This is a genomic window from Microvirga sp. (assembly GCF_014699075.1).
In the GTDB taxonomy this organism is placed as follows: Bacteria; Pseudomonadota; Alphaproteobacteria; order Rhizobiales; family Beijerinckiaceae; genus Microvirga.
In genome coordinates this window covers 1-23,233 of sequence record NZ_JACXAB010000059.1, presented here as the reverse complement: position 1 = coordinate 23,233, position 23,233 = coordinate 1, and the positions used below count along the sequence as shown (strand labels likewise).

General features: G+C 62.5%; 23 protein-coding genes and 1 pseudogene. 12 read left to right on the top strand and 12 right to left on the bottom strand.

What is annotated here, in order from left to right:
• On the top strand, positions 1-865 hold an 865-nt coding region (locus IC232_RS28375), incomplete at its 5' end, for a calcium-binding protein (RefSeq protein WP_409564981.1).
• A gap of 168 nt (positions 866-1,033) precedes the next feature.
• Here IC232_RS28375 and IC232_RS28370 read toward each other — a convergent pair.
• The 10 genes and pseudogenes from IC232_RS28370 to IC232_RS28325 form a co-directional block, all read right to left on the bottom strand.
• Positions 1,034-1,615 (bottom strand): annotated as a pseudogene (locus IC232_RS28370) (IS630 family transposase); the annotation flags it as partial.
• A 124-nt stretch (positions 1,616-1,739) separates the two neighbouring features.
• Positions 1,740-2,021 carry a helix-turn-helix domain-containing protein gene (locus IC232_RS28365; RefSeq protein ID WP_190848302.1) on the bottom strand — a complete coding sequence of 94 codons (282 nt, stop codon included), beginning with the start codon at positions 2,019-2,021 and terminating at the stop codon, positions 1,740-1,742.
• Positions 2,022-2,274: 253 nt separating this feature from the next.
• Entirely contained in the window at positions 2,275-3,576 is a 1,302-nt protein-coding gene (locus IC232_RS28360) for a calcium-binding protein (RefSeq protein ID WP_190848301.1), read from the bottom strand.
• Positions 3,577-3,816: 240 nt separating this feature from the next.
• Positions 3,817-5,073, bottom strand: a complete 1,257-nt coding sequence (gene glp, locus IC232_RS28355) for a gephyrin-like molybdotransferase Glp (protein WP_190848300.1) — start codon at positions 5,071-5,073, stop codon at positions 3,817-3,819.
• Positions 5,070-5,546 (bottom strand): cyclic pyranopterin monophosphate synthase MoaC, encoded by a 477-nt coding sequence (gene moaC / locus IC232_RS28350; protein WP_190848299.1) that lies wholly within the window; start codon positions 5,544-5,546, stop codon positions 5,070-5,072. The genes glp and moaC overlap by 4 nt, the downstream gene beginning before the upstream one ends.
• The gene (trpC, locus tag IC232_RS28345) at positions 5,543-6,343 is read right to left on the bottom strand and encodes an indole-3-glycerol phosphate synthase TrpC (RefSeq protein ID WP_190848298.1); all 801 of its coding nucleotides are present in this window, start codon (positions 6,341-6,343) and stop codon (positions 5,543-5,545) included. Before trpC ends, moaC begins: the two co-directional genes overlap by 4 nt.
• An 11-nt stretch (positions 6,344-6,354) precedes the next feature.
• Entirely contained in the window at positions 6,355-7,368 is a 1,014-nt protein-coding gene (gene trpD / locus IC232_RS28340; RefSeq protein ID WP_190848297.1) for an anthranilate phosphoribosyltransferase, read from the bottom strand.
• 5 nt (positions 7,369-7,373) lie between these two features.
• Positions 7,374-8,003, bottom strand: a complete 630-nt coding sequence (locus IC232_RS28335; RefSeq protein ID WP_190848296.1) for an anthranilate synthase component II — start codon at positions 8,001-8,003, stop codon at positions 7,374-7,376.
• Positions 8,004-8,061: 58 nt separating this feature from the next.
• On the bottom strand, positions 8,062-9,582 hold the full coding sequence (gene trpE / locus IC232_RS28330; protein WP_190848295.1) for an anthranilate synthase component I: 1,521 nt from the start codon (positions 9,580-9,582) through the stop codon (positions 8,062-8,064).
• Positions 9,583-9,585: 3 nt separating this feature from the next.
• The gene (locus IC232_RS28325) at positions 9,586-11,481 is read right to left on the bottom strand and encodes a peptidylprolyl isomerase (protein ID WP_190848294.1); all 1,896 of its coding nucleotides are present in this window, start codon (positions 11,479-11,481) and stop codon (positions 9,586-9,588) included.
• A gap of 136 nt (positions 11,482-11,617) precedes the next feature.
• Between IC232_RS28325 and tpiA the strand changes: the two genes are divergently transcribed.
• From tpiA to IC232_RS28300, 5 genes are all read left to right on the top strand, one after another.
• Positions 11,618-12,385, top strand: coding sequence for a triose-phosphate isomerase (tpiA, locus tag IC232_RS28320; protein WP_190848293.1), 768 nt, complete (start codon positions 11,618-11,620; stop codon positions 12,383-12,385).
• Between the two features lie 120 nt (positions 12,386-12,505).
• Entirely contained in the window at positions 12,506-12,910 is a 405-nt protein-coding gene (gene secG / locus IC232_RS28315; protein WP_190848292.1) for a preprotein translocase subunit SecG, read from the top strand.
• A 105-nt stretch (positions 12,911-13,015) separates the two neighbouring features.
• Positions 13,016-14,644 carry a CTP synthase gene (locus IC232_RS28310; RefSeq protein WP_190848291.1) on the top strand — a complete coding sequence of 543 codons (1,629 nt, stop codon included), beginning with the start codon at positions 13,016-13,018 and terminating at the stop codon, positions 14,642-14,644.
• Positions 14,645-14,703: 59 nt separating this feature from the next.
• On the top strand, positions 14,704-15,567 hold the full coding sequence (locus IC232_RS28305; RefSeq protein ID WP_190848290.1) for a VOC family protein: 864 nt from the start codon (positions 14,704-14,706) through the stop codon (positions 15,565-15,567).
• Positions 15,568-15,626: 59 nt separating this feature from the next.
• Entirely contained in the window at positions 15,627-16,028 is a 402-nt protein-coding gene (locus IC232_RS28300) for a DUF350 domain-containing protein (RefSeq protein ID WP_190848289.1), read from the top strand.
• 36 nt (positions 16,029-16,064) lie between these two features.
• On the opposite strand, the gene IC232_RS28295 is transcribed toward IC232_RS28300, so the two are convergent.
• On the bottom strand, positions 16,065-16,328 hold the full coding sequence (locus IC232_RS28295) for a transcriptional regulator (protein ID WP_190848288.1): 264 nt from the start codon (positions 16,326-16,328) through the stop codon (positions 16,065-16,067).
• A 225-nt stretch (positions 16,329-16,553) separates the two neighbouring features.
• On the opposite strand from IC232_RS28295, the gene kdsA reads away from it, so the two are divergent.
• Together kdsA and IC232_RS28285 are read left to right on the top strand one after the other, a co-directional pair.
• Complete coding sequence (kdsA, locus tag IC232_RS28290; protein ID WP_190848287.1) at positions 16,554-17,402, top strand: 3-deoxy-8-phosphooctulonate synthase; 849 nt, start codon at positions 16,554-16,556, stop codon at positions 17,400-17,402.
• A gap of 117 nt (positions 17,403-17,519) precedes the next feature.
• A complete protein-coding gene (locus IC232_RS28285; RefSeq protein ID WP_190848286.1) occupies positions 17,520-18,689 on the top strand; it encodes an MFS transporter in 1,170 nt (389 codons plus the stop codon).
• Here the strand turns inward: IC232_RS28285 and queF are convergent.
• On the bottom strand, positions 18,674-19,123 hold the full coding sequence (gene queF / locus IC232_RS28280) for a preQ(1) synthase (RefSeq protein WP_190848285.1): 450 nt from the start codon (positions 19,121-19,123) through the stop codon (positions 18,674-18,676). The genes IC232_RS28285 and queF overlap by 16 nt on opposite strands.
• A gap of 144 nt (positions 19,124-19,267) precedes the next feature.
• Between queF and eno the strand changes: the two genes are divergently transcribed.
• The 4 genes from eno to IC232_RS28260 form a co-directional block, all read left to right on the top strand.
• A complete protein-coding gene (gene eno, locus IC232_RS28275) occupies positions 19,268-20,551 on the top strand; it encodes a phosphopyruvate hydratase (protein ID WP_190848284.1) in 1,284 nt (427 codons plus the stop codon).
• A gap of 176 nt (positions 20,552-20,727) precedes the next feature.
• Positions 20,728-21,042, top strand: a complete 315-nt coding sequence (locus IC232_RS28270; RefSeq protein ID WP_190848283.1) for an FtsB family cell division protein — start codon at positions 20,728-20,730, stop codon at positions 21,040-21,042.
• 172 nt (positions 21,043-21,214) lie between these two features.
• The gene (gene pdhA / locus IC232_RS28265) at positions 21,215-22,276 is read left to right on the top strand and encodes a pyruvate dehydrogenase (acetyl-transferring) E1 component subunit alpha (protein WP_190848282.1); all 1,062 of its coding nucleotides are present in this window, start codon (positions 21,215-21,217) and stop codon (positions 22,274-22,276) included.
• A gap of 61 nt (positions 22,277-22,337) precedes the next feature.
• Positions 22,338-23,233 (top strand): pyruvate dehydrogenase complex E1 component subunit beta (locus IC232_RS28260; RefSeq protein ID WP_190848281.1); only part of this gene is annotated, 896 nt, incomplete at its 3' end.

The window sequence follows — 23,233 nt, the reverse complement described above, 5'->3', positions numbered from 1 at the left end:
CTGTTCGGCAGCCATTCTGGCTGCTCTCAGGCAGAAACTCCACTTATCCCGCTGTTCAAATTTCCCGAGCCAGCTCTCCAAGAATGGTTCGCCTGTCGCGACGATCTCGGCGAAGGATCTCGATGGTGACAACCTCACCTACAAGATTATTCTCTCTAATAGCGCTGCGGTCGATACGGATGGCTACTTTACAGTCAGCGGCAACCAGCTTCTGATAGCCAACGGAGTGATGTTCGATGCCGAGCGGCCTCTCACGCGGCAGGTGACTCTGCAGGTGAGCGATAACAGGGGCGGGGTGTCGCGTCAGACATTCACATTCAATATCTCCGACAAGAGCCCTGAGGTGATGGCTGCTTCCGATGCCAGCCCCTTCAACGATATCATTAAAGGCAGTAAGCTCGGCAACTTCAAAGATACGTTCTACGGCGGTGCCGGCGATGACAAACTCTGGGGCGGGTTCGGCAACGACACGCTCTGGGGTGGAACCGGAAAGGATGTCTTCGTGTTCGACGGCAAACTGGCTACATCCAAAACTGATCGAAGGGACAGTTTCGATACAATCAAGGATTATAGCGTCAAAGATGACTCGATCTGGCTTGAGAACGATATGTTCAAGAACAACAAGGCGCTCTATGCCAAGATCAAGAAGGGCACGGAGCTTGCGCCGAAAAAGATCGAGAGCAAGTTCTTCACCGTGGGAGACAAGGCGAAGGATGGGGACGACTACTTCGTGTATGACTCGAAAAAGCGCGTTCTCTACTACGACGCTGACGGTTCGGGATCGAAGGAGGCTATAGAGATGGCAACCTTCACCAACAACAGGGCTCTGAAAAACTTCAAGTTCTCGGAACTGTTCTTTATCTAGCTGTCGTTACGTTATATAGATCAAAAATCAGCCGGTCGCCGAAAGGTGGCCGGCTTTTATCATTAAACCCATCTGTTCCAAGCTTGGTGCTTAGTAAAATCAAGCTCAGTCTTTCATTTTTGCAGCGGCCGGAACATTAGGAACGGGGCGAGGCTCGCCACCGATCAGCTAGCTTTTGCCTAAAGCAATATTGCTTTCAGTGTAGAGCATAGCCGGCATGCCTAATCCAGCCTCGGGCATCTTTTGCAGTGATGGTGTCGAGGTCAGGTTTGGGCTCTGCTTCCAAGGCTTGGAGAGCGCGGGGGATTTGGTCTTAAGCCGCTCTTTCATCTTGGCCCAGGCGTGCTCGATCGGATTGAACTCGGGCGAGTAGCGCGGCAGGTACAACAGTCCAATCCCCGCCTGATCGAGCAGGTCCCGCGCTTCGGCGACGTGATGCGGGCGGAGGTTGTCCATCACCAGAATGGCGTCTGGCTTGGTGCGTTTGAGAGCCGGTACCAGGATCTGCTCGAGATAGGCAAACAGCACCGAAGTAGAAGTCGAGGCCTCGATGCTCATTGTGGCGAACATCCCGTCACAGGCGATTGCCCCCAAGACCGTCAGCCGCTGCCAGGAGCCGAGCGGGATCGAGCCATAGGCGCGCTGCCCACGCGGCGCTCTGGCACAAGTGCGAGCCATCTTGGTGGTGACGCCGCTTTCATCCAGGAATACTAGGCGATGCGCGGGAAGCACGCTCATCTGCTGGCGGTAAGCCTCACGCTCGGCGACAACCTCGGGCCGCTCCTGCTCGGCCGCCCGAAGTGTCTTTTTTCGGACGCAGCTTGAGGCGCTTGAGCGCCTCGCAGATCACCGCCAGACAGACCGTCACACCCGTTCACTCGGCCAGGCGCTCGCGGTACTCCCGCAGCAGTGCGTCATTGTCCTCGATCACGAGCTGACGCAGTACCTCCAGAGCCCTTGCATCCAGGCGCGAGGGTACGCCGCCGCTGTGCGGCTTCGCAGCACGCCGGCCTTCCTCGCGCTCCTGGCGGCGCCAGTTCGACACGGTAGCCGGGCAAACTTGGAAGCGGCGGGCGATCTCGACCCGAGGAAGGTCGCCGCGTTCGCAGGCGACCAGAACGCGCTCACGCAAATCAGCGCAATAGGGCTGGGACATGGCTCGCCCACCGGGCCATATCCCGGTCAACGCACAGATCACCCAGATGGATTCAAGGCCAGATCAAAAATGCTTTAGTCAGAGATGGATGAAGTAAACTGAGTTAGATCGCTGCGCGAGATGTTGTGAGAAACCAGCTGGAGCCCAGCAAACGCCATCGCAACGGATTACTCGTACTAGATTCACAAACAACAAGAAACCCGCTTCGGCGCGAGCCGAAGCGGGTTGAACTTGGTCTGATGCCAATAATCGCTTAGATCAGGATGAAGTCCGCAGCCGTCAGCTTCAGGTTCTTGTCCAAAGTTGCGAACTTCACCGCTGCTGCAGCGCCTGAGCCATCCACGTCGTAGGAGAGGGCGCCGGTCGATTTGTTGTAGACGATCATGTCCGCAGCATCCTTTGCCTTCGATCCGATATAGAAGGCCGAGGAACTCAGCTTGCTGCCGCTGAGGAGGGTGAAGATGTCCCTGTCCAACGCGATCTTGTCGTCCTTGGTCGAGAAGCTGACGATCTTGTCGACATTGCCACCAAGGGCGGTGTCGAAATAGAACGTGTCCCGGCCTGCACCGCCAGTGAGCTTGTCACTGCCGAGCCCGCCATAGAGCTTATCGTTGCCGGCGCCACCATCCAGCTGATCGCTGCCCATGTGGCCTTCCAAGATGTCATTGCCGTTCATACCCTTCAGGGAGTTCTTACCCTTGTGGCCGATCAGGATGTTGGCCTTGGCATTTGCTGTGAGGTTTATCGCCTTGCTGAGCGTATCATCCGCGGCTAGGCCTTCGAACTTATCGTTGGTGGACAGTGTCGAGTTCTTGGAAACCATCCGGCTATCGAGGCCGCCTGAATCGATGACGATATCGACCTTTTCATTGAACTTGTAGACGTCGTTGCCTTTGCTACCCTTCAGGATGTTAGGCCCATCACGACCACGGTCACTGCCCCCGATGAGTGTGTCGTTACCGTCGCCGCCATCGAGTACATCGATACCCTCGCCACCATCGAGATAGTCGTCACCTGCGTTGCCGTAAAGCAGGTCGCGACCGTTGCCCGCGGTGACTCTTTCTCCAGCAGCACTGCCGAAGAAGCGATCGTCGAGGCTCTCAGCCGCATTCGTGTTCAGATTGACAAGAATCGACTGGTTGGCACGGCTCCAGTTGATGAAGGAAGTCTTGGAGAGATCGAGATCGACAGCCTCGGAGGCGCTCGTGAAGAGGATGGTGTCGATCCCAGCAGTGGATCCTACAACCTGAGAAACACCGAAGTTGCTGTTGGCGTTGTAGGTAAGGGTCGTGGCAGCGTTTGGAGACGTAAATGTGAGAACGTCAATAAACCGCAATGAGTTGAAATGCGCAGAGGCACCAAGCTGGACAACATCCAGCTGATTTTCGGACCTATATCCTTGGTTGTCGGAGCCGGAGATGCTTATGCCGAATACATAACTATCTACTAGGAAGGTATCATTCCCGGCCATTCCATTAATGATATCGTCATCAGTATCAGGCTGATTTCGGACGTTATGGATATCATCATTTTCTGTAAGTTCGGTGTAAGCCATAGCTCTGCCCCTAATATACTGGCTAAAGGTTTTTGAGTTTTTATAACATTGCATATGGGGGAGAGTTGAGCAACCCTGAGTATGGGCTCCTGAACATAATATTCCATCTATCCAGGCTTTCCCGCCACATAGCTTTTCTGGCGCAAACCTATGTCGACGATGGACTTACTCTCCGTGCAAACAAGGCGCTGAGGACTTATCACCCCCATCAACGGGGGCAGCCGAGTTGGGGGTAAGCCCTCAACAGAATCGATTCAACCGAATGATCCGGCAGGGTTCTCCAGCTGACGCGGCCGGAACATGAGGCGGCCGCACGAGCAGGGCATCCGAACGTTCGAGGATGCTCAACATAGACGAGTCCTGCAGGAGGTGCGGCGTCGCAACCGGCAGCATCAGCCGCACAGGTCCTTGAGCGAGGCTCAAGGGCACGTCCCGCAGTGCCAGTGAGGCGCGCATGTAGTCCTGCCGCTCCTTGTTAGGCGGCAGATCCGCGCCCAGGATAGCATCCTCACTGGGATCCTCGCCTGCCTCGGGGTCGCCAAGGAGCGCCCGAATGGCCGGAATCAGGAAAAGGACAGCACAAACGAGGGACGAGACCGGGTTGCCGGGGAGACCCAAGAGCAAAGTCGACCCCAGGCGCCCGTGCATCAGGGGCTTTCCCGGTCGCAAAGCCACGCGCCAGAAGCCGAGATCCATGCCCTGGCGGCTCAGGGCCTTCTGCACAAGGTCGTGCTCGCCCACCGAGGCTCCACCAAGAGTCACGAGGATATCGGCGCCAGCATCACGCGCCGCCTGGATGCGCTCCTCCAGCTCACCAAGATTGTCGCGGGCAATACCCAGATCAATGACCTCGGCGCCGGCCTTTTCAACCATCAGAATGGTGGCCGGGAGACTTGAGGCTGTGATTTGGTCGGGGCCGACGGGTTCACCCGCTCGCACCAATTCGTCACCCGTGGCCAGTATGGCGACCTTTGGCTTGCGATGAACGGGCAGGGTTCCGTACCTCATTGCAGCGGCAAGAGCGATGTGGCGGGAATCTAGGCGCAAACCTGCTTGCAGAAGCACGTCGCCTGCCTGAAAATCGAGTCCCACTGCACGAATGTGGCGGTTCGGGCGGGCCGCATCCTTCACCACCACCTGATCTCCGACGCGCTCCGTATCCTCCTGCAAGACCACGGCGTCGGCGCCGTCCGGCACAGGGGCGCCTGTGAAGATCCGGACGGCCTCCATTGCGCCAACAACTCCCGCGAAGCGAGCCCCTGCGGCGCTCGTGCCGATCACCTGGAGGGTTGCAGGAACTTTGGTGCAATCGGCACTGCGCACTGCATAGCCATCCATGGCGGAGGCCGGGAAGGGCGGCTGGTCGCGAAGGGCGCTGAGATCCTCGGCCAGGGTGCGCCCGGCACAGGAGGTGAGGGGGACATGCTCGGTCTCAAGCGGCTTCCCTACGCTCGCCAGCACCCGAGACAGGGCATCCTCAACCGAAATCAGGCTCATGGCGCCTCGTAATCTCCCGATCGTCCGCCGCTCTTGTGGCGCAGGCGGATGTTCTCGATCCGCATGCCCTTATCCGCGGCTTTCACCATGTCGTAGATCGTCAGGCACGCGATAGAGACTGCGGTGAGTGCTTCCATCTCGACGCCGGTCTGGCCCGACACTTTCAGCTCTGCGCTCACGCGCACGCCGGGAAGGCTCTCGTCGAGGGTGCAGTCCACCTTCACCTTGGAAATCAGGAGAGGGTGGCAGAGGGGGATGAGCTCGTGCGTGCGTTTGGAGGCCATGATGCCGGCAAGCCGCGCGGTCCCCAGCACGTCGCCCTTCTTGGCATCTCCCTGGCGGATCAGCGCGAGCGTCTCCGGCAGCATGACCACGCATCCTTCGGCGATTGCCGTGCGGCTCGTGACGTCCTTGTCCGAGACGTCGACCATGTTGGCCTCACCCGCCGCATCGAGATGCGTGAGTTTCGTCATGCGGCCTCGCCGAAGAGGAGTCTGCGGGTGGCTCCCGCCACATCCGCCTGCCGCATCAGGCTCTCTCCCACGAGGAAGGTGCGGATGTTCACCTTCGTCAGGCGCTCAATGTCCTGGAGCGTGAAGATGCCGCTCTCGCCGACGACGATGCGGTCGGATGGGATCAGGGGTGCAAGTTCCTCGCTGACCGCAAGCGAAACCTCGAAAGTGCGAAGATTGCGGTTGTTGATGCCAATCAGCTTTGTGCCAAGCGGCAGGGCGCGCTCCAGCTCGGGTCGGTCATGCACCTCGACCAGCACATCCATGCCGAGGCCGTGAGCGGTGTCGATCAGGATGCGGGCCTCCTCGTCCGTGACGCTCGCCATGATCACGAGGATGCAGTCGGCACCCCAGGCGCGAGCCTCGTAGACCTGATAGGGCTCGAAGAGGAAGTCCTTGCGCAGAGCCGGGAGACCGGAGGCTTCGCGAGCCTGGGCCAGGTATTCGGGCTTGCCCTGGAAGGATGGCTCGTCGGTGAGCACGGACAGGCAGGTGGCGCCGCCTTCGGCATAGGCGCGGGCAAGACTCGGCGGGTCGAAGTCGGCGCGGATCAGCCCCTTGGAAGGGCTTGCCTTCTTCACTTCCGCAATCAGCGCAGGACGCCCTTCGGCGAGGTGGATCTCGATGGCCTTGGCAAAGCCGCGCGGCGGAGAGGCCTCGCGGGCCTGGCGCTCGATTTCGGCCTGCGGCACGGCAGCTTTTGCAGCTGCGATCTCCTGGCGCTTGTAGGCTTCGATGCGGCTGAGAACGTCGTTCATGGCTTAACCGCTCAACCGTTCGAGACTTGAACGAGGCGGTCCAAGGTAGCCTTGGAGGCACCGCTGTCGAGAGCCCGCGAAGCACGCTCAAGACCGTCGCGTAAGTTCGCAGCTTCGTCGGCCACCACGAGGGAGGCGGCTGCGTTGAGCAAGGCAACGTCACGATAGGGTGTGCGGGCACCTTCGAGGACAGCGCGCAGCTGCTCTGCATTATGCTCCGGATCGCCGCCCCTCAGGTCATCCAGCGATGCGGTCGGCAGGCCAACCTCCTCGGGCGTGACGGTGAAACGGCGTATGGCACCATCCTCCAGCGCGACCACGAAGGTGGGGCCTGTCGTGGTCATCTCGTCGAGCCCGTCGGAGCCGTGCACGGTCCAGACCTTGTGCGAGCCGAGCTCCTTCAGAACCTGCGTGAGGGGCTCAAGCCATGCTTCTGAAAAAACACCCAAAAGCTGGCGCTTGGCACCGGCCGGGTTGGCGAGGGGGCCGAGCAGATTGAAGATCGTGCGCGTGCCAAGCTCCACACGCGTCGGCGCCACGTGGCGCATGGCAGCGTGGTGGGTCTGGGCGAACATGAAGCAGAGCTTGGTCTCGGACAGGCAGCGCTCCAGACCTTCAGGGGCGAGGCCGAGCTTCACCCCGAGCGCCGAGAGCACGTCTGCCGTGCCCGACTTGGAGGAGGCGGCGCGGTTGCCGTGCTTGGCAACAGGCACGCCGCATGAGGCCACGATGATCGAAGCCAGCGTGGAGATGTTGTAGCTGCCTTTGTGGTCGCCGCCGGTGCCGACGATGTCGATGGCCTTGTCGGGTGCGTTGACCCGCAGCATGCGCCCGCGCATGGCGGTAACGGCGCCGATGATCTCGTCGAGGGCTTCGCCCCGAACCCTCAGGGCCATCAGGAAGGCGCCGCCCTGGGCTGGCGTCACCTCGCCGGAGAGCAGGTCGTCAAAGGCATCCCGTGCCTCGTCCCGCGTCAGGGACGCGCCGGTGGCCACCTTGGCAAGGTAGGATTTGAAGGATTCCATCGGTTTCAGTGCCCTGCTGGTGCGGCTGCGGCGGCGCTCGCGCGGTGCTTGGCATTCCAATCCGCCGCGAGGTCGAAGAAATTGCGCATGATCGTCACCCCATGTTCGGACAGGATGCTCTCGGGGTGGAACTGCACGCCGTGGACCGGCAACGAGCGGTGGGACAGGCCCATGACAAGGCCGTCGGCCGTCTCCGCCGTGACCTGGAGATCGTCCGGACAGGTCTCCCGATCCACGATGAGGGAATGATAGCGGGTGGCCTTGAACGAGCCGTTGATGCCGCGGAAGACGGTCTGCCCGTTATGCTCCACATCGGAGACCTTGCCATGCATCGGCAGCGGCGCCCGGGAGACGGTGCCGCCGAAGACCTGACCGATCGTCTGCAGGCCAAGGCAAACGCCGAAGGTCGGGATCTCGGGCGAAGCGCGCTTCACGAGATCGAGGCAGACCCCGGCCTCATTCGGGGTGCAGGGCCCGGGAGACAGCACGATCGCGTCCGGCCGATGGCTAAGCACCTCGTCGGCGGTGATGGCGTCGTTGCGCACCACGTCGACGGACGTGGCGAGAGGGCCGAGCAGATGCACCAGATTCCAGGTGAAGCTGTCGTAGTTGTCGATGACGAGAACGCGGGTCATGGCGCGCCGACGTTCGCGTATGCGACGCCCCCGGTCAAGGGAACCATTGGCATGAGGTTCATTGCCCGACCCTCGCCTGGCTGGCGAAGCGCACGGCCTCTTCGGCGGCCCGGAACAGGGCCTTCGACTTGTTGATGCATTCCTGCTGCTCGGAGGCCGGATCGGAATCGTAGACGATCCCGGCGCCCGCCTGAACGGCCATGCGACCGTCCTTCACCACCGCTGTGCGCAGCACGATGCAGGTGTCCATCTCGCCATTGGCGCCGAAATAGCCGATGCAGCCGGCGTAAGGTCCGCGCTTGTCCTTCTCCAACTCGTCGATGATCTGCATGGCGCGCACCTTCGGCGCGCCCGAGACCGTCCCGGCCGGAAAGCCGGCAATCAGCGCATCGAGGGCATCGAAGCTCGGGTCGAGACGACCCTCCACGTTCGACACGATGTGCATGACTTGGCTGTAATATTCGAGGAAGAACGAATCCGTCACCTGCACGGAGCCCATCTCGGCCACGCGACCCACATCGTTGCGGCCGAGGTCGAGGAGCATCAGGTGCTCGGCGCGCTCCTTCTGATCGGCCAGCAGGCTCTCCGCGTGAGCCCTGTCCTCGGCGGCCGTGGCGCCCCGCGGGCGGGTGCCGGCGATGGGGCGGATCGTGACCTTGCCGTCGCGGACCCGCACGAGGATCTCAGGCGATGAGCAGACGATCTGGAAATCTTCGAAGTCGAGGTAGCAGAGGAACGGCGCCGGATTGACCCGGCGCAGCGAGCGGTAGAGCGCGAAGGCGGGCAGGGGGAAGGCGGATTCGAAGCGTTGGGACAGCACCACCTGGAAGATGTCGCCGGCGCGGATGTAGTCCTTCGCCCTGGCCACCATCGCCTCGAATTCCTCCGGCGTGGTGTTGGACACCGGGGGCTCAAAGCGAATGTGCGTCGGGTCGGTGCGATCATCCATAGGGAGCGGACGCTCCAGGGCCACCGTCACCTCGTCGAGGCGCGCCAGAGCGGTTTCATAAGCTGCCTTGGCCGAGATGCCCGCCTGGGGGCGCACCGGCGTGATCAGCGAGATCTCGTCTCTTACCCCATCGAACACCACCATCACGGTGGGGCGGATCAGGATGGCGTCCGGCACCTTCAGGACGTCAGAGTTCGGCTCGGGCAGCCGCTCCATGAGCCTGACCATGTCGTAGCCCAGATAGCCGAAGAGCCCGGCCGCCATGGGCGGCAGATCGTCGGAGAGGGGCAGGGCGCTTTCCTTGATCAGGGCCCGCAGGCTTTCCAGGGGAGGACGCTCGTCTACCCTGAACTCCTGCATCCGGCTCAGCGCCCCACGGTCGATGGACGCAACGCCGTCCTGGCAGCGCCAGACGAGGTCCGGATCGAGCCCGATCATGGAGAAGCGGCCGCGGGTCGCGCCGCCTTCGACCGACTCCAGCAGGAAGGCCGAGCCCTTCCGCCCGTGCCGCAGCTTGAGGAAAGCCGCGACCGGGGTGAGCAGATCGCCCACCAGGGTGGTGCGCAGAACGCCGGCCTCGCCAGCCTCATAGGCCGTGGCGAACGTGTCGAAGTCGGGCGCGAGCGTCATGGCCTACAGTTCGCCGCCGGTAGCCTGACGCAGCGCCTGCTGATTGATCGTGACGCCGAGATCCTGGCGGACCTGGGCGATGTACTGGTTGATCAGGTCGTCGCCGAGGGCGGTGCGAAGCTGGTTCTCGGTGGTCTGTGCCTGCTGGGTTGACGTGACCAAAGCCGGGACCGTGGCCGAGGTGACCTTGAACACGGCACGGGCGTCCGGGCCGTTGGCCGCATGTCCAGCCTTGCCGACCGGAACGGCGAAGATACGGTTCACGGCCTCGGCAGTGAGATCGTCCTTGCCGGGATTTCGGGCAAGGTCGGTGGCGGTCTTCACCGTCGCGCCGGCCTCCTGGGCCACCGCCTCGATGGCTTCGCCCTTCTCCAAACGCTCCGTGAGCCCGCGTGCTCTCTCGGAGAGGCGCTGGGCAACCTGATCTTCGCGCCACTGGGCGGCGACCTGATCGCGAACCTCGTCGAGGTTCTTCTCGCGGGAGGCCTCGATGCCGGTCACGTCATACCAGACATAGCCGGTGCCCGTGCGCAGAGCCTCGTTGTCGACGCCGATATCCGACGCGAAAGCTGCCTTTACGACCGCATCTTTCGCCGGGATATTGACTGGGGTGCCGGCCTTGTCGAGACCGTTGGCATCAACCGCCGGAGCCTGGACCAGGGTCAGGCCCTTCTCTCTGGCGATGTCCGCCAAAGGCTTGGCGCCGGCGCGCAGATCCTCGATCTCGTCATGGATCCGCTCGATCTGCCCCTGGGCCCGCTCCGTTGCAACCTCCTGCCGGAGCTCCGTGGCAACCTCTTCGAATGGTCGCACCGCTTCGGGCTGAATCTGCGTCACCCGCAGGAGCACAGGGCCGAAGCGGCCGGCGACCGGAGCGCTTGCCGCACCCTGCTCCAGGCTGAAGGCGGCATCCGCCACAGCTTGATCGAGCATCTCAGCCTTCGTGAAGGTGCCGAGTTCCAGATCCTGCTGGGACACATTGCGCTCAGTCGCGATGGATTCGAAAGTTGCGCCTTCCTTGATCTTGGCGGCGGCGGCCTCGGCTTCGGCCTGGGACGGGAAGGTGATCTGCTGGATCGTCCGGCGCTCAGGGCTGCCGTATTTCGCCTTCTGCTGCTCGAAGCGTGCGCGGGCATCCGCCTCCGACACAGCGTCGGGCTTGGCCAGGGCAGCGGCATCGAGGGCCATCGCCGTCACGGCGCGGTACTCAGGAGCCCGGAATGCGCTTTTGCGCTCATTGAAGAAGCTCTGGAGCTGTTCAGCCGTAGGGGCGGGAATATCACCCGCCATCGCTGCCGTCAGAAGAAAGTAGGCGCTCGCGCGGCGCTCAGTGGCGTAGCGATTCAGAGCCTCCCTGGCGGCCAGGGGCACATTGATATCCCCGGCGATCGCCTCGGCGAGGTGAAGCCGCGCCATGGCGGAGCGTTGCTCCTGCACGAAACCGGCCTCGGAGAGATTGATGTTGCGAAGCGCCTGATCGAACAGGGCACGGTTGAACTGACCGTCCGCACCTTTGAAGGCAGGGTTGTTGACGATCGAGGCGGCGACAAGCTGATCGGAGACCGACAGCCCCATCTCCCTGGCCTTTTCCGCCAGGACGGCATCGGTCACCAGATTGTTGATCACCTGCTGGTCGAGGCCGAAGGCCCGGGCTTGCTCGGGGCTGATGACCGTGCGGAACTGGCGTCCGAGCCGCTGCAGTTCGTTGGTATAGGCGTTGCGGGTCTGATCGACCGTGATCGTGGTGTCGCCGACCTCGGCCACGGTGGAAGCGGGCGTTGCGCGGAAGATGTCGCCGATGCCCCAGATGGCGAAGCTGACGATAAGAGCGCCGAAAAAGATGGTGGCGATGGCTTTGCCGACGATTGTCTGCCCAGCCTTGCGCATGTTCCGAAGCATCGTGAACCCGTTTCCCAAAAACTCGTTAAACCTGCCGATAAACGATCAGGGGCTCTACGAAAAGGGCAAGTCTGGTTGAAAGAGGGTCTAAGCCTCTGCTAGTGCCAATTTATCAAGCGCGACAGGAGTGCCTTACATGAGCGTCGATAGGCCGCGCCCGCTGGTTGCGGGCAACTGGAAGATGAACGGGTTGAAGGCCTCGGCCAGGGTGCTGGAGGAGATCCACGCGGGCTATACCCCCGGCCTCAAGGCCAAGGTTGAACTGGCCGTCTGTCCGCCCGCGACCCTGATCGGCTATGCCGCGCAACTCTCGGTCGGCTCCCGGATCGCCATCGGCGGGCAGGACTGCCACGCCAAGGAATCGGGTGCCTTCACCGGTGACCTGTCGGCCGAGATGCTGGCCGATGCCGGTGCCACCTACGTGATAGTCGGCCATTCCGAGCGCCGCCAGTACCACAGGGAAAAGGACCAGGATGTCTGCGCCAAGGCAGTGGCGGCTCACCGGGCTGGCCTTACTGCCATTGTCTGCGTCGGCGAGACCCGGGAGGAGCGCGAGGCCGGCAAAGCCCTCGCCGTGGTCAAGAAGCAGTTGCGCGGCTCGATCCCGGTCGATTCGAACAGTCACAACCTCGTCGTTGCCTACGAGCCCGTCTGGGCGATCGGCACAGGCCTGACCCCGACGGCCGCCGACGTGGCGGAAGTCCATGCGGCAATCCGTGAGGAGTTGAAGCGCCTTGTCGGCAAAGCGGAAGCTCCCAAGGTCCGCATTCTTTATGGCGGCTCCGTGAAGCCCTCGAATGCTGCCGAACTGATGGCGGTGGAGAACGTCAACGGTGCCCTAGTGGGCGGCGCCAGCCTCGTGGCGGCCGATTTCCTGGGCATCGCAGGAGCTTATCTGGGGTAAGTGCGAAAAGGCCGCTTGCGGGTCTTTGATCCTGAGCCCACCTATGCTACAGGCCGCCGCAACGAACGGATTGCGAGCGGCTGTCGCCCTGTGCGCAGCCGCTTGAGGTTTTTGAAAACGATGCAAACAGTTCTCATCATCATCCACCTGATCATCGTGCTTGCCCTGATCGGCGTGGTTCTCCTGCAGCGCTCCGAGGGTGGCGGCATGGGCCTCGGCGGCGGCGGAGGCGGCGGCGGTGTGTCCGGCTTCATGACCGGGCGCGGCCAGGCCAACGCGCTCACCCGTGCGACGGCGATTCTGGCGGGCCTGTTCTTCGTGACCAGCATCGCGCTCACTGTCATGGCGACCTCGACTCGGGCGCCGCGGTCGATTCTGGATGGCGCTGCTCCGGCGGCTCCGGGTCAGCAGGCTCCGGGCGCTCCGCAGGGCGGCAACGTGCTTGAGCAGCTGCAGCGTCTCCAAGGCGACCAGCCTGCGGTTCCGGCTCCCGGCGCTCCGGCGCCAGCAGCGCCTCAGCAGTAAACGAACCCAGGGCCGGTGCTTCCGGCCCTCTCTTTTTGTGGATGGCTTTCAGGTGGTCCGGTTCGCAATTGCGAATCGGCGCCTGATGTTTATGGATAGGGGTCCATGACGCGGTACGTATTCATCACCGGCGGCGTGGTGTCTTCGCTCGGCAAGGGGCTGGCTTCGGCGGCCCTGGGAGCGCTTCTCCAAGCACGCGGTTACAAGGTTCGGCTTCGGAAGCTCGACCCATATCTCAACGTCGATCCGGGGACGATGAGCCCCTATCAGCACGGCGAGGTCTTCGTGACCGACGACGGCGCTGAGACCGACCTGGATCTCGGCCATTATGAGCGCTTCACCGGCGTGCCGGCCACCAAGGCCGACAACATCACGACGGGCCGGATCTATCTCGACATCATCACCAAGGAGCGCCGCGGCGACTATCTCGGCGCCACCATCCAGGTGATTCCGCATGTCACCAACGCCATCAAGGACTTCGTGATCACCGGCAACGAAGGCTTCGATTTCGTTCTGGTCGAGATCGGCGGTACGGTGGGCGATATCGAGGGCCTCCCGTTCTTCGAGGCTATCCGCCAGCTCGGCAACGATCTGCCGCGAGGCCAGGCGATCTATGTCCACTTGACCCTGCTGCCGTTCATCCCGTCCGCCGGCGAGCTGAAGACCAAGCCGACCCAGCACTCGGTGGCGGAGCTACGCTCCATCGGTATCCAGCCCGACATCCTTCTGTGCCGCACGGACCGCGAAATCCCCAAGGACGAGCGCCGCAAGCTTGCCCTGTTCTGCAACGTGCGCGAGACGGCCGTCATCGAGGCTCGGGACGCCCGCTCGATCTATGACGTGCCCCTGGCCTATCACGAGGCGGGCCTCGACAGCGAGGTTCTGGCGGCTTTCGGCCTCGACACGGCCAAGACCCCGAACCTGTCCCGGTGGACCACCATCTCCGAGCGCGTTCATAACCCTGAGGGCGAGGTCACCATTGCCGTCGTGGGCAAATACACGGGCCTCAAGGACGCCTATAAGTCGCTCATCGAGGCGCTGCACCACGGCGGCATCGCCAATCAGGTGAAGGTGAACCTGGAGTGGATCGAGAGCGAGGTCTTTGAGAGCGAGGATCCGGCCCCGTTTCTGGAAGGCATCCATGGCATCATGGTGCCCGGAGGCTTCGGCCAGCGCGGTGCCGAGGGCAAGATCCGGGCGGCCCGCTTCGCCCGCGAGCGCAAGGTGCCGTATTTCGGTATCTGCTTCGGCATGCAGATGGCCGTCATCGAAGCGGCCCGATCGCTCGCCGGCATTCAGGATGCCAGCTCCACTGAATTCGGCCCAACCTCGCAGCCGGTGGTCGGCCTCATGACGGAGTGGCTGCGCGGCAATGAGCTCGAAAAGCGGACCGCCAGCGGCGATCTCGGCGGCACCATGCGGCTCGGCGCCTATCAGGCCTCCCTCAAGTCCGGCAGCAAGGTGGCAGAGATCTATGGCGGTACGGAAATCTCCGAGCGTCACCGTCACCGCTATGAAGTGAACATGTCCTACCGCGAACAGCTTGAGTCGAAGGGCCTACGCTTCTCGGGCGTTTCGCCGGACGGCATCCTGCCCGAGATCGTCGAGTACGAGGACCATCCCTGGTTCATCGGCGTGCAGTACCACCCCGAGCTGAAGTCGCGCCCGTTCGAGCCGCACCCGCTCTTCAAGAGCTTCATCCACGCGGCCGTGGAGCAAAGCCGGCTGGTTTGATGTTAACCTGAACCGTCGCGCCCAAATTCTTACGGGCGCGACCAGCAGGAAAGTGCCCGATGACCCGCCGGATCGACCATCTCGTTGTTGCCGTCCAGGACCTCGATCAGGCCGGACACTTCTATCAGCGCCTTGGCTTTCAGGTGGGCTCCCGCAACCGGCATCCCTGGGGCACCGAGAACCGGCTTGTGCAGTTTTCCGGCTCCTTCATCGAGCTGATCACCGTTGGCGAGGGCGCCGCAATCGCGCCTCACCGGGCGAGCGCCTTCAGCTTCGGGGCTTTCGTGCAGGACTATCTGCGGACCCGTGAGGGGCTGGCCATGCTGGTCCTCGACAGCCAGGACGCCAAGGCTGATGCGGCGCTCTTTGCCGAGAAAGGCATCGGATCCTTCGAGCCCTTTCACTTCGAGCGTACCGGCCGCCGGCCCGACGGCAGCGAGACCAAGGTCGCTTTCACGCTGGCCTTTGCATCAGCGGAACTCTCTCCCAAAGCCGCCTTCTTCGTTTGCCAGCAGCACTATCCCGAAAATTTCTGGAATCCGGAATTCCAGCGCCACGACAATCAGGCGACCCGGATTTCGTCCGTCACCCTGGCCGCTCCTGAGCCGGAGCAACTCCGTGATTTTCTTGGCGCCTTTACCGGTGTGCAGCCCGGAAGTCCCGACGGGGACGACCTGTCCTTCCGGTTGGCTGACAGCCACATCGACGTTCTGACGCCCGATGATGCCGCGGAGATCTACGGCTCCATCGAGGCCGAGCTCGACCAGCCGTCCCTCGTGGCCTTCGCCATCCGCGTTCAGGACATCCAGCGGCAGGCACGGTGGCTCGATGCCGCGGAGGTTCCTTACCAGCATATCGGCAGCAGACTCATCGTTCCGGCCAGTGCCGCCTTCGGCGTGGCGATCGCGTTCGAGCCAACATAAAATTAACCATGTTCCCTTAAGCCGTTGAACGACAATCAACCGGTGGGGAGCATAAAGCCGTGGCCAATTCTCTCGCGGGCTTGCCCGACTTCCTGATCTTCTTCGTGCTCGCTGTCGCGCTGGTAGGGCTGTATCTGGCCATCTACACGCTCGCGACCATGCACAACGAGTTTGCCCTGATCCGGGAGAACGTGATCTCCGCGGCTACAGCTTTGGGCTTCAGCCTCGTGGGATTCGCCCTGCCGCTCGCCAGCGCCATCGTTCATGCCCAGACCATCGTCGACTGCCTCGTCTGGGGCCTTGTTGCCCTAGCCGTGCAGATCGTCGTCTACTGGCTCGTGCGGATCGTGATGCCGAACCTTTCGCAGCGCATCGCTGCCGGCGAAATGGCGGCAGCGCTGTTCCTGGGCGCCTCATCGCTGTCGGCCGGCATCATCAATGCCGCTGCAATGACATTCTAGGTCGGAACAAAGCGGAAGAGGTGCGGCCGTTCAGGCCTACATCTCCACAAGCCTGGCGAATTGCAGAGCTTCTGCCCGCATTGCGGGCGGTACCATCATCGGGTTTCGGTGCCGGACCGCGTGGAGCATGGCAATCCGCTCGAGCGCTCTGAGATAGATGTCTGGAATCTCGGTCTCGCCCCACTCGAAAGCCTGGTAGTCGCGCAGGTTCATATCGATCTCGTGCGCCATCCTGCTCTGGGTGAACCCAAGGGCGGTTCGGATCGCAATGAGTTCCTGCATCTTGTCCTGATCTGACATTAGAGCGCCCCCCAAAGCGCTATCGGTAAATTTTCTTAGCATTTGCAGTGACTTCAATACTCTTTACCTAATTACCTAAGGGAAGATTACTGATCGTGCCGATTGGGGCAGAAAACCGATGCTTTCTATAAAATCGCTGCCTGGTCCTGGTGCGCCCCTTGAGTTGAAAGCTTCCATGGAACATCGCCGCTTTGCCTTTCAGATCAAAAAGGCTAGTGACAGCCCATGACTGATAACAAACAGCCCCAGAATGTCGTCCAGATCGGCTCTGTCCGCTTTGGCAATCACCTGCCGCTCAGCATCATTGCCGGGCCCTGCGCCATGGAAAGCCGCGATCACGCCTTGGAAATGGCTGCAGCCCTCAGTGAGATGGCAGGCCGGCTGGGCTTGGGTCTCGTTTACAAGTCCTCCTTCGACAAGGCGAACCGGACGTCGATCTCCAGCGCCCGCGGCATCGGGATCGACAAGGCGCTCGCCATCTTTGCCGAGGTCAAGGAGCGTTACGGGCTGCCGGTGCTCACCGACGTGCACGAGAACGACCAGTGCGCTGCCGTGGCCGAGGTCGTCGACGTTCTCCAGATACCGGCCTTCCTCTGCCGCCAGACCGATCTCCTGATCGCGGCGGCCAAGACCGGCCGGGTGGTCAACGTGAAGAAAGGCCAGTTCCTGGCTCCCTGGGACATGGCGAATGTCGCCGAGAAGGTGAAGGCGGCAGGCAATCCGAATGTCATGCTCACCGAGCGCGGCGCCTCATTCGGCTACAACACCCTTGTGTCCGACATGCGCAGCCTGCCCATCATGGCTGAGACGGGCGCCCCGGTGGTGTTCGACGCCACCCATTCCGTGCAGCAGCCCGGCGGCAAGGGCGCGACCTCCGGTGGTCAGCGCGAATACGTTCCGGTTCTCTCCCGTGCGGCCGTCGCGGTCGGCGTTGCCGGCGTCTTCATCGAGACCCACCAGGATCCGGACAAGGCGCCGTCCGACGGCCCCAACATGGTGCCGCTCAAGGAACTGGAGGCGCTGCTCGCACAGCTCAAGGCCTTCGATGCCTTGGCGAAGAACCAGCAGGCTTAACGTCTGATCCGTTCCATGTGACGTTGCGAGGGCAGATCTGCATTCCTGCCGCTCGCCTAACGGCGCAGGCGTGATAGGAAGCGAAAGCTTTCTCCGCGGTTCCCCTGTCAGGCGCCCATGTCGTCCCGCAATCTGATCCTGATTCTCGCCACCAGCGGCTTCGCCAGCACCTTCTCCGGCCGTGCCGTCGAGCCGATGGTTGGCGTGATCGCCAGGGACCTGAGCTCCACGCCGCAGACCATCGCGCTCCTCTCCGCCGCCTTCGCGCTCCCCTACGCCTTCATCCAGCCCATCCTGGGGCCGGTCGGTGACGCCCTCGGCAAGGAGCGGGTGATGAAGGTGGCTCTGGCGGTGCTGTTCCTGGCCCTGGCCTGCTCCATCTTCGCGCCCGATCCTTCGACACTCTTCACGCTCCGCATCATCGCCGGCGCCGCTGCAGGCGGGTCCATTCCGCTCTCCATCGCGCTCATCGGCGACCGGGTCGATATGGCGCAGCGCCAGGTGGCCCTGAGCCGGTACTTCATTGCCGTCATCGTCGGTCAGCTGGCAGGCTCGTCCTTTGCGGGGCTGCTCGCCGAATGGATCGGGTGGCGGGGCGTCTTCTCCCTCTCAACCTTCATGGTCGCCCTGGCCCTCGCCGCTACCGTCATCGGCTTCAGAGGAGCGCTTCCAGGAGGGAAGTTCGATCTGAGGGGTGCGCTCCTGCGCTACCGGGACATCCTCTCCAATCCGCGCGCGCTGACCCTCTTCAGCCTCGTCTTCGTGGAGGCCATCGCCATTTTCGGCATTTTCCCCTATGTGGCGCCCCTTCTCGAGGAGCGAGGCGGTGGTGGGGCCACCGAGGCCGGCTTTGCTCTCGGTGGGTTCGCCATCGGCGGGCTCGTCTATTCCGCGCTCGTCGCCTGGATGCTGAAGCGGCTCGGCATCGGGCCCATTCTCATGGGCGGCGGTTTCTCCGCAGGCGTCGCGCTCGTCCTCCTCGGACTGGGCGGAGACTGGAAACTCGACGCGGCCGCCATGCTCTTCCTGGGGCTCGGCTTCTATATGCTTCACAACACCTTCCAGGCCCAGGTGACCGAGGTGGCGCCGGGCGCCCGCGCATCGGCGGTTGCGCTTCACGCCTTCTCGTTCTTCTGCGGTCAGGCGCTCGGCGTCGTGCTGATGGGCTTCGGACTGCGCAACATCGGGTTGACCGGGGCAACGTCCGTTGCCGCCCTGATCATCCTGGGTGTCGGTTTTGCCGCATCGATCCTCCTGACGCGGCCGGCGGCTCAGCGCGCCCGATAGGGGGCGACGCCCTGGTCGGGCAGCCAGAGGTTCTTCGGCAACTCGCCTGTCTGCCAGAACACGTCGATCGGGATGCCGCCACGCGGGTACCAGTAGCCGCCGATACGCAGGTAGCGGGGCTCCAGCAGATCGGCGAGCCGCTTGCCGATGGCGACCGTGCAATCCTCATGGAAGGCGCCGTGGTTGCGGAAGCTGTGCATGTAGAGCTTCAGCGACTTCGATTCGACGAGCCAGGGGCCCGGTACACAGTCGATCACCAGAATCGCGAAATCCGGCTGGCCTGTGACCGGGCAGAGCGAGGTAAATTCCGGCACGGTGAAACGGGCGATATAATCGGTGTCCGGATGCGGGTTGGGCACCCGGTCGAGCTGCGCGGCTTCCGGGGTATCGGGGAGGGCGCTTGCCTGACCGAGTTGGAGAGTTGTTTCCGTCATAAGATTTCACCTTGGATCGAGGGGATGAGTCTCTTGCCGTCCTTGCTCACCTGGGTATTTCGGTCAATAAGCCAATTCATGACTTGAGGCCGCACCCGCTTCCGGGTTGCCTCGGCCGCACTTCAGCCAGCAGGAGCCTGCTTTATGACAGCGATCATCGACGTCTTCGCCCGCCAGATCCTCGACAGCCGAGGCAACCCCACCGTCGAGGTGGATGTCACCCTCGAAGACGGCTCCATGGGCCGCGCCGCCGTTCCCTCCGGCGCCTCCACCGGCGCTCACGAGGCGGTCGAGCTGCGCGACGGCAACAAGAAGGTCTATCTCGGCAAGGGCGTGCTCAAGGCCATCGATGCGGTCAATAACGAGATCCTGGATGCCATCGGCGGCATGGATGCGGAAGAGCAGGTCGCCATCGACGAGACCATGATTGAGCTCGACGGCACCCCGAACAAGGCACGACTCGGCGCCAATGCCATCCTCGGCGTCTCGCTGGCGGTTGCCAAGGCTGCGGCGGAAGCCTCGACCCTGCCGCTCTACCGCTACGTCGGCGGCACCCAGGCGCGCGTTCTTCCAGTGCCGATGATGAACATCATCAACGGCGGCGCGCATGCGGACAACCCCATCGACTTCCAGGAGTTCATGATCCTGCCGGTCGGCGCCCCCACCCTGGCGGAAGCCGTGCGCATGGGTGCCGAGGTGTTCCACACCCTCAAAAAAGCTCTGAAGGATGCCGGCCACAACACGAATGTGGGCGACGAAGGCGGCTTTGCCCCGAACCTTCCCTCCGCGGAAGCCGCCCTCGATTTCATCATGAAGTCCATCGAACAGGCCGGCTACAAGCCCGGCAAGGACATGGTGATCGGCCTCGATTGCGCCGCCACCGAGTTCTTCAAGAGCGGCGCCTATCATTATGAGGGCACCGGCCAGAAGCTCTCTCCGCAGCAGCAGGCCGAGTACCTCGCGAAGCTTGTCTCCGCTTACCCTATCGCTTCCATCGAAGACGGCATGTCCGAGGACGATTGGGAGGGCTGGAAGGCCGTCACCGACCTTGTCGGCTCCAAATGCCAGCTTGTTGGCGACGATCTCTTCGTCACCAACGTGAACCGCCTCTCACAGGGCATCAAGCAAGGCGTCGCCAACTCGCTCCTCGTGAAGGTCAACCAGATCGGCTCACTCACCGAGACCCTGGCTGCCGTCGACATGGCCCACCGGGCCGGCTACACCGCCGTCATGTCCCACCGCTCTGGCGAGACCGAGGATTCCACCATCGCGGACCTCGCGGTGGCCACGAATTGCGGGCAGATCAAGACCGGCTCGCTCGCCCGTTCCGACAGACTGGCGAAGTACAACCAGCTCATCCGCATCGAGGAGGAACTGGGCTCGCAAGCGCAATACGCAGGACGTGCCGCGCTGAAGGCGCTGGCCTGATCCCACAGGCCGAGTTTTCACTCACCCTTTCTCGTCATGGCCGGGCCTGTCCCGGCCATCTCGATTCAAAAAGGCGCTGTGCATCGTGCAACGAGATCAACGGCACAAGGCCGATGATGACAGGCAAGGTGCGCGCCTAACATCTCCTTAACCATGCCGATGTAAGACTCAGGCTTATGGTAATCCGCAGACGCGCACGACGATTCCTCATCCCGCTGGTGCTTTATAGCATTTCGGCGGCTGTGGCCGGCTACTTCGTGCATCACGCCCACAGCGGTGCGCGCGGTATCGAGGCCCGCCAAAAATATGAGGCTCAGGTGGCTGAACTTTCCGGTGAGCTTGCGGGTTTGAAGACTCAGCGCTCGGACTGGGAGCGCCGCATCGCCCTGCTGCGCAGCGATCAGATCGACCGGGATCTGCTCGAGGAAAGAGCACGCGTAATGTTAGGACGTGTGCACAAGAACGACCTCGTCATCATTACAGGCCCATGATTAAGCATAGCCCGAAAGTTCTGCTTAACTGAAATCAAGTTAATTCTTAATATGTCATGTAAATCAATGGCTTGCACATTTCATTGTGCAGCGCAAAACGGCTTTTAGCCCACTCGATTTCCTTTTCCGTCTGCGCTACAACTTTCGTCGAGGAAACCCTTCGGAGGACCCGATGGCTGTTGCTGCCCGCAAGGCGGGCCGTGCTGGTTCAGGCGCGGCTAACAAGACCACTTCCACAAAAGGCTCCACACGCGGAGCTGCACCCAATTCCCCACAATTCGATAAGAACCAGGACCTCTCTGCCTATAACGAGATGCTTCTGATCCGCCGCTTCGAGGAGAAGTCCGGACAGATGTACGGCATGGGCCTGATCGGAGGTTTCTGCCACCTCTACATCGGCCAGGAAGCCGTCGTTGTCGGCATGCAGATGGCCACGAGGGACGGCGACCAGGTGATCACCGGCTATCGCGATCACGGTCACATGCTTGCCTGCGGCATGGACGCGAAGGGCGTCATGGCCGAGTTGACAGGCCGCCGCGGCGGCCTGTCGAAAGGCAAGGGCGGCTCCATGCACATGTTCTCCAAGGAGAAGCATTTCTATGGCGGCCATGGCATCGTCGGCGCACAGGTGTCGCTCGGCACCGGCATCGCATTTGCCAATCAGTACCGTGAGAACGGCAATGTCTGCCTGACCTATTTCGGCGACGGCGCGGCCAACCAGGGTCAGGTCTACGAGAGCTTCAATATGGCGCAGCTTTGGAAGCTGCCCGTGGTCTACGTGATCGAAAACAACCGCTACGCCATGGGCACGTCGGTAAGCCGCGCCTCGGCCCAGACCGACTTCTCCAAGCGCGGCGTGTCGTTCGGCATTCCGGGCGAGCAGGTGGACGGCATGGACATCCGCGCGGTCTACGCCGCCGGCCAGCGCGCCATCGAGCATGCCCGCTCGGGCAAGGGGCCGTACATCCTCGAGATGCAGACCTACCGCTATCGCGGCCACTCCATGTCCGATCCGGCGAAATACCGCACGAAGGACGAGGTGACCCGCATGCGCGAGGAGCACGACCCCATCGAGCAGGTGCGCCGCCGTCTGCTGGAGAGCTGGAAGCTGTCGGAAGACGAGTTGAAGGCGATCGACAGCCGGGTGCGCGAGATCGTCAACGAGGCGGCCGAGTTCGCCACGCACGATCCGGAGCCGGACCCGTCCGAGCTCTACACGGATATCCTCCTGTAAGCGGCGCCTCTAGCGCCGCTCCCCACATCTCGCCGCTGCGACAATCGAAACAGGTCTTTTAATGGCGATCGATATTCTCATGCCCGCCCTCTCGCCCACCATGGAGCAGGGCAAACTGGCCAAGTGGCTGAAAAAAGAGGGCGATCAGGTCAAGCCGGGCGACGTGCTGGCCGAGATCGAGACCGACAAGGCGACTATGGAGGTCGAGGCCATCGACGAGGGCGTCCTGGCCAAGATCCTGGTCTCCGACGGCACCGACAATGTGGCCGTGAACACCCCCATTGCGATCCTCGCGGGTGAGGGTGAGGACGTATCGGCTGCGGCCTCTTCGGCAAAGGCGCCGGCTGCTCCGGCACCGGAAGCCCAACCGGCACCAACGCCCGACATGCAGGCCGAAGGCTTGGCCGATCGTCCGGCTCCATCCGAGCGTCCGCAGCAGGCGGATGTCTCGACTCCGGCAGCGCCCTCCGTCATCACGAACCGCACCAGCTACAACGCTTTTGCCGAAATCCCCGAGGGCACGGAACTGGTCAACATGACCGTCCGCGAGGCTCTTCGCGATGCCATGGCCGAAGAGATGCGCAAGGACCAGAACGTCCTTGTCATGGGTGAAGAGGTGGCCGAGTACCAGGGCGCCTACAAGGTCACGCAAGGGTTGCTGCAGGAATTCGGCGCCAAGCGCGTGATCGACACGCCGATCACCGAGCATGGCTTTGCCGGCGTCGGCGTCGGCGCGGCTTTCACCGGGCTTCGCCCCATCGTCGAGTTCATGACCTTCAACTTCGCCATGCAGGCGATCGACCAGATCATCAACTCGGCAGCCAAGACCCTCTACATGTCCGGTGGCCAGCTCGGCGCCCCCATCGTGTTCCGCGGCCCGAACGGCGCGGCGGCCCGCGTGGGTGCGCAGCACAGCCATGACTATTCCGCCTGGTATTCGAACGTTCCGGGCCTCAA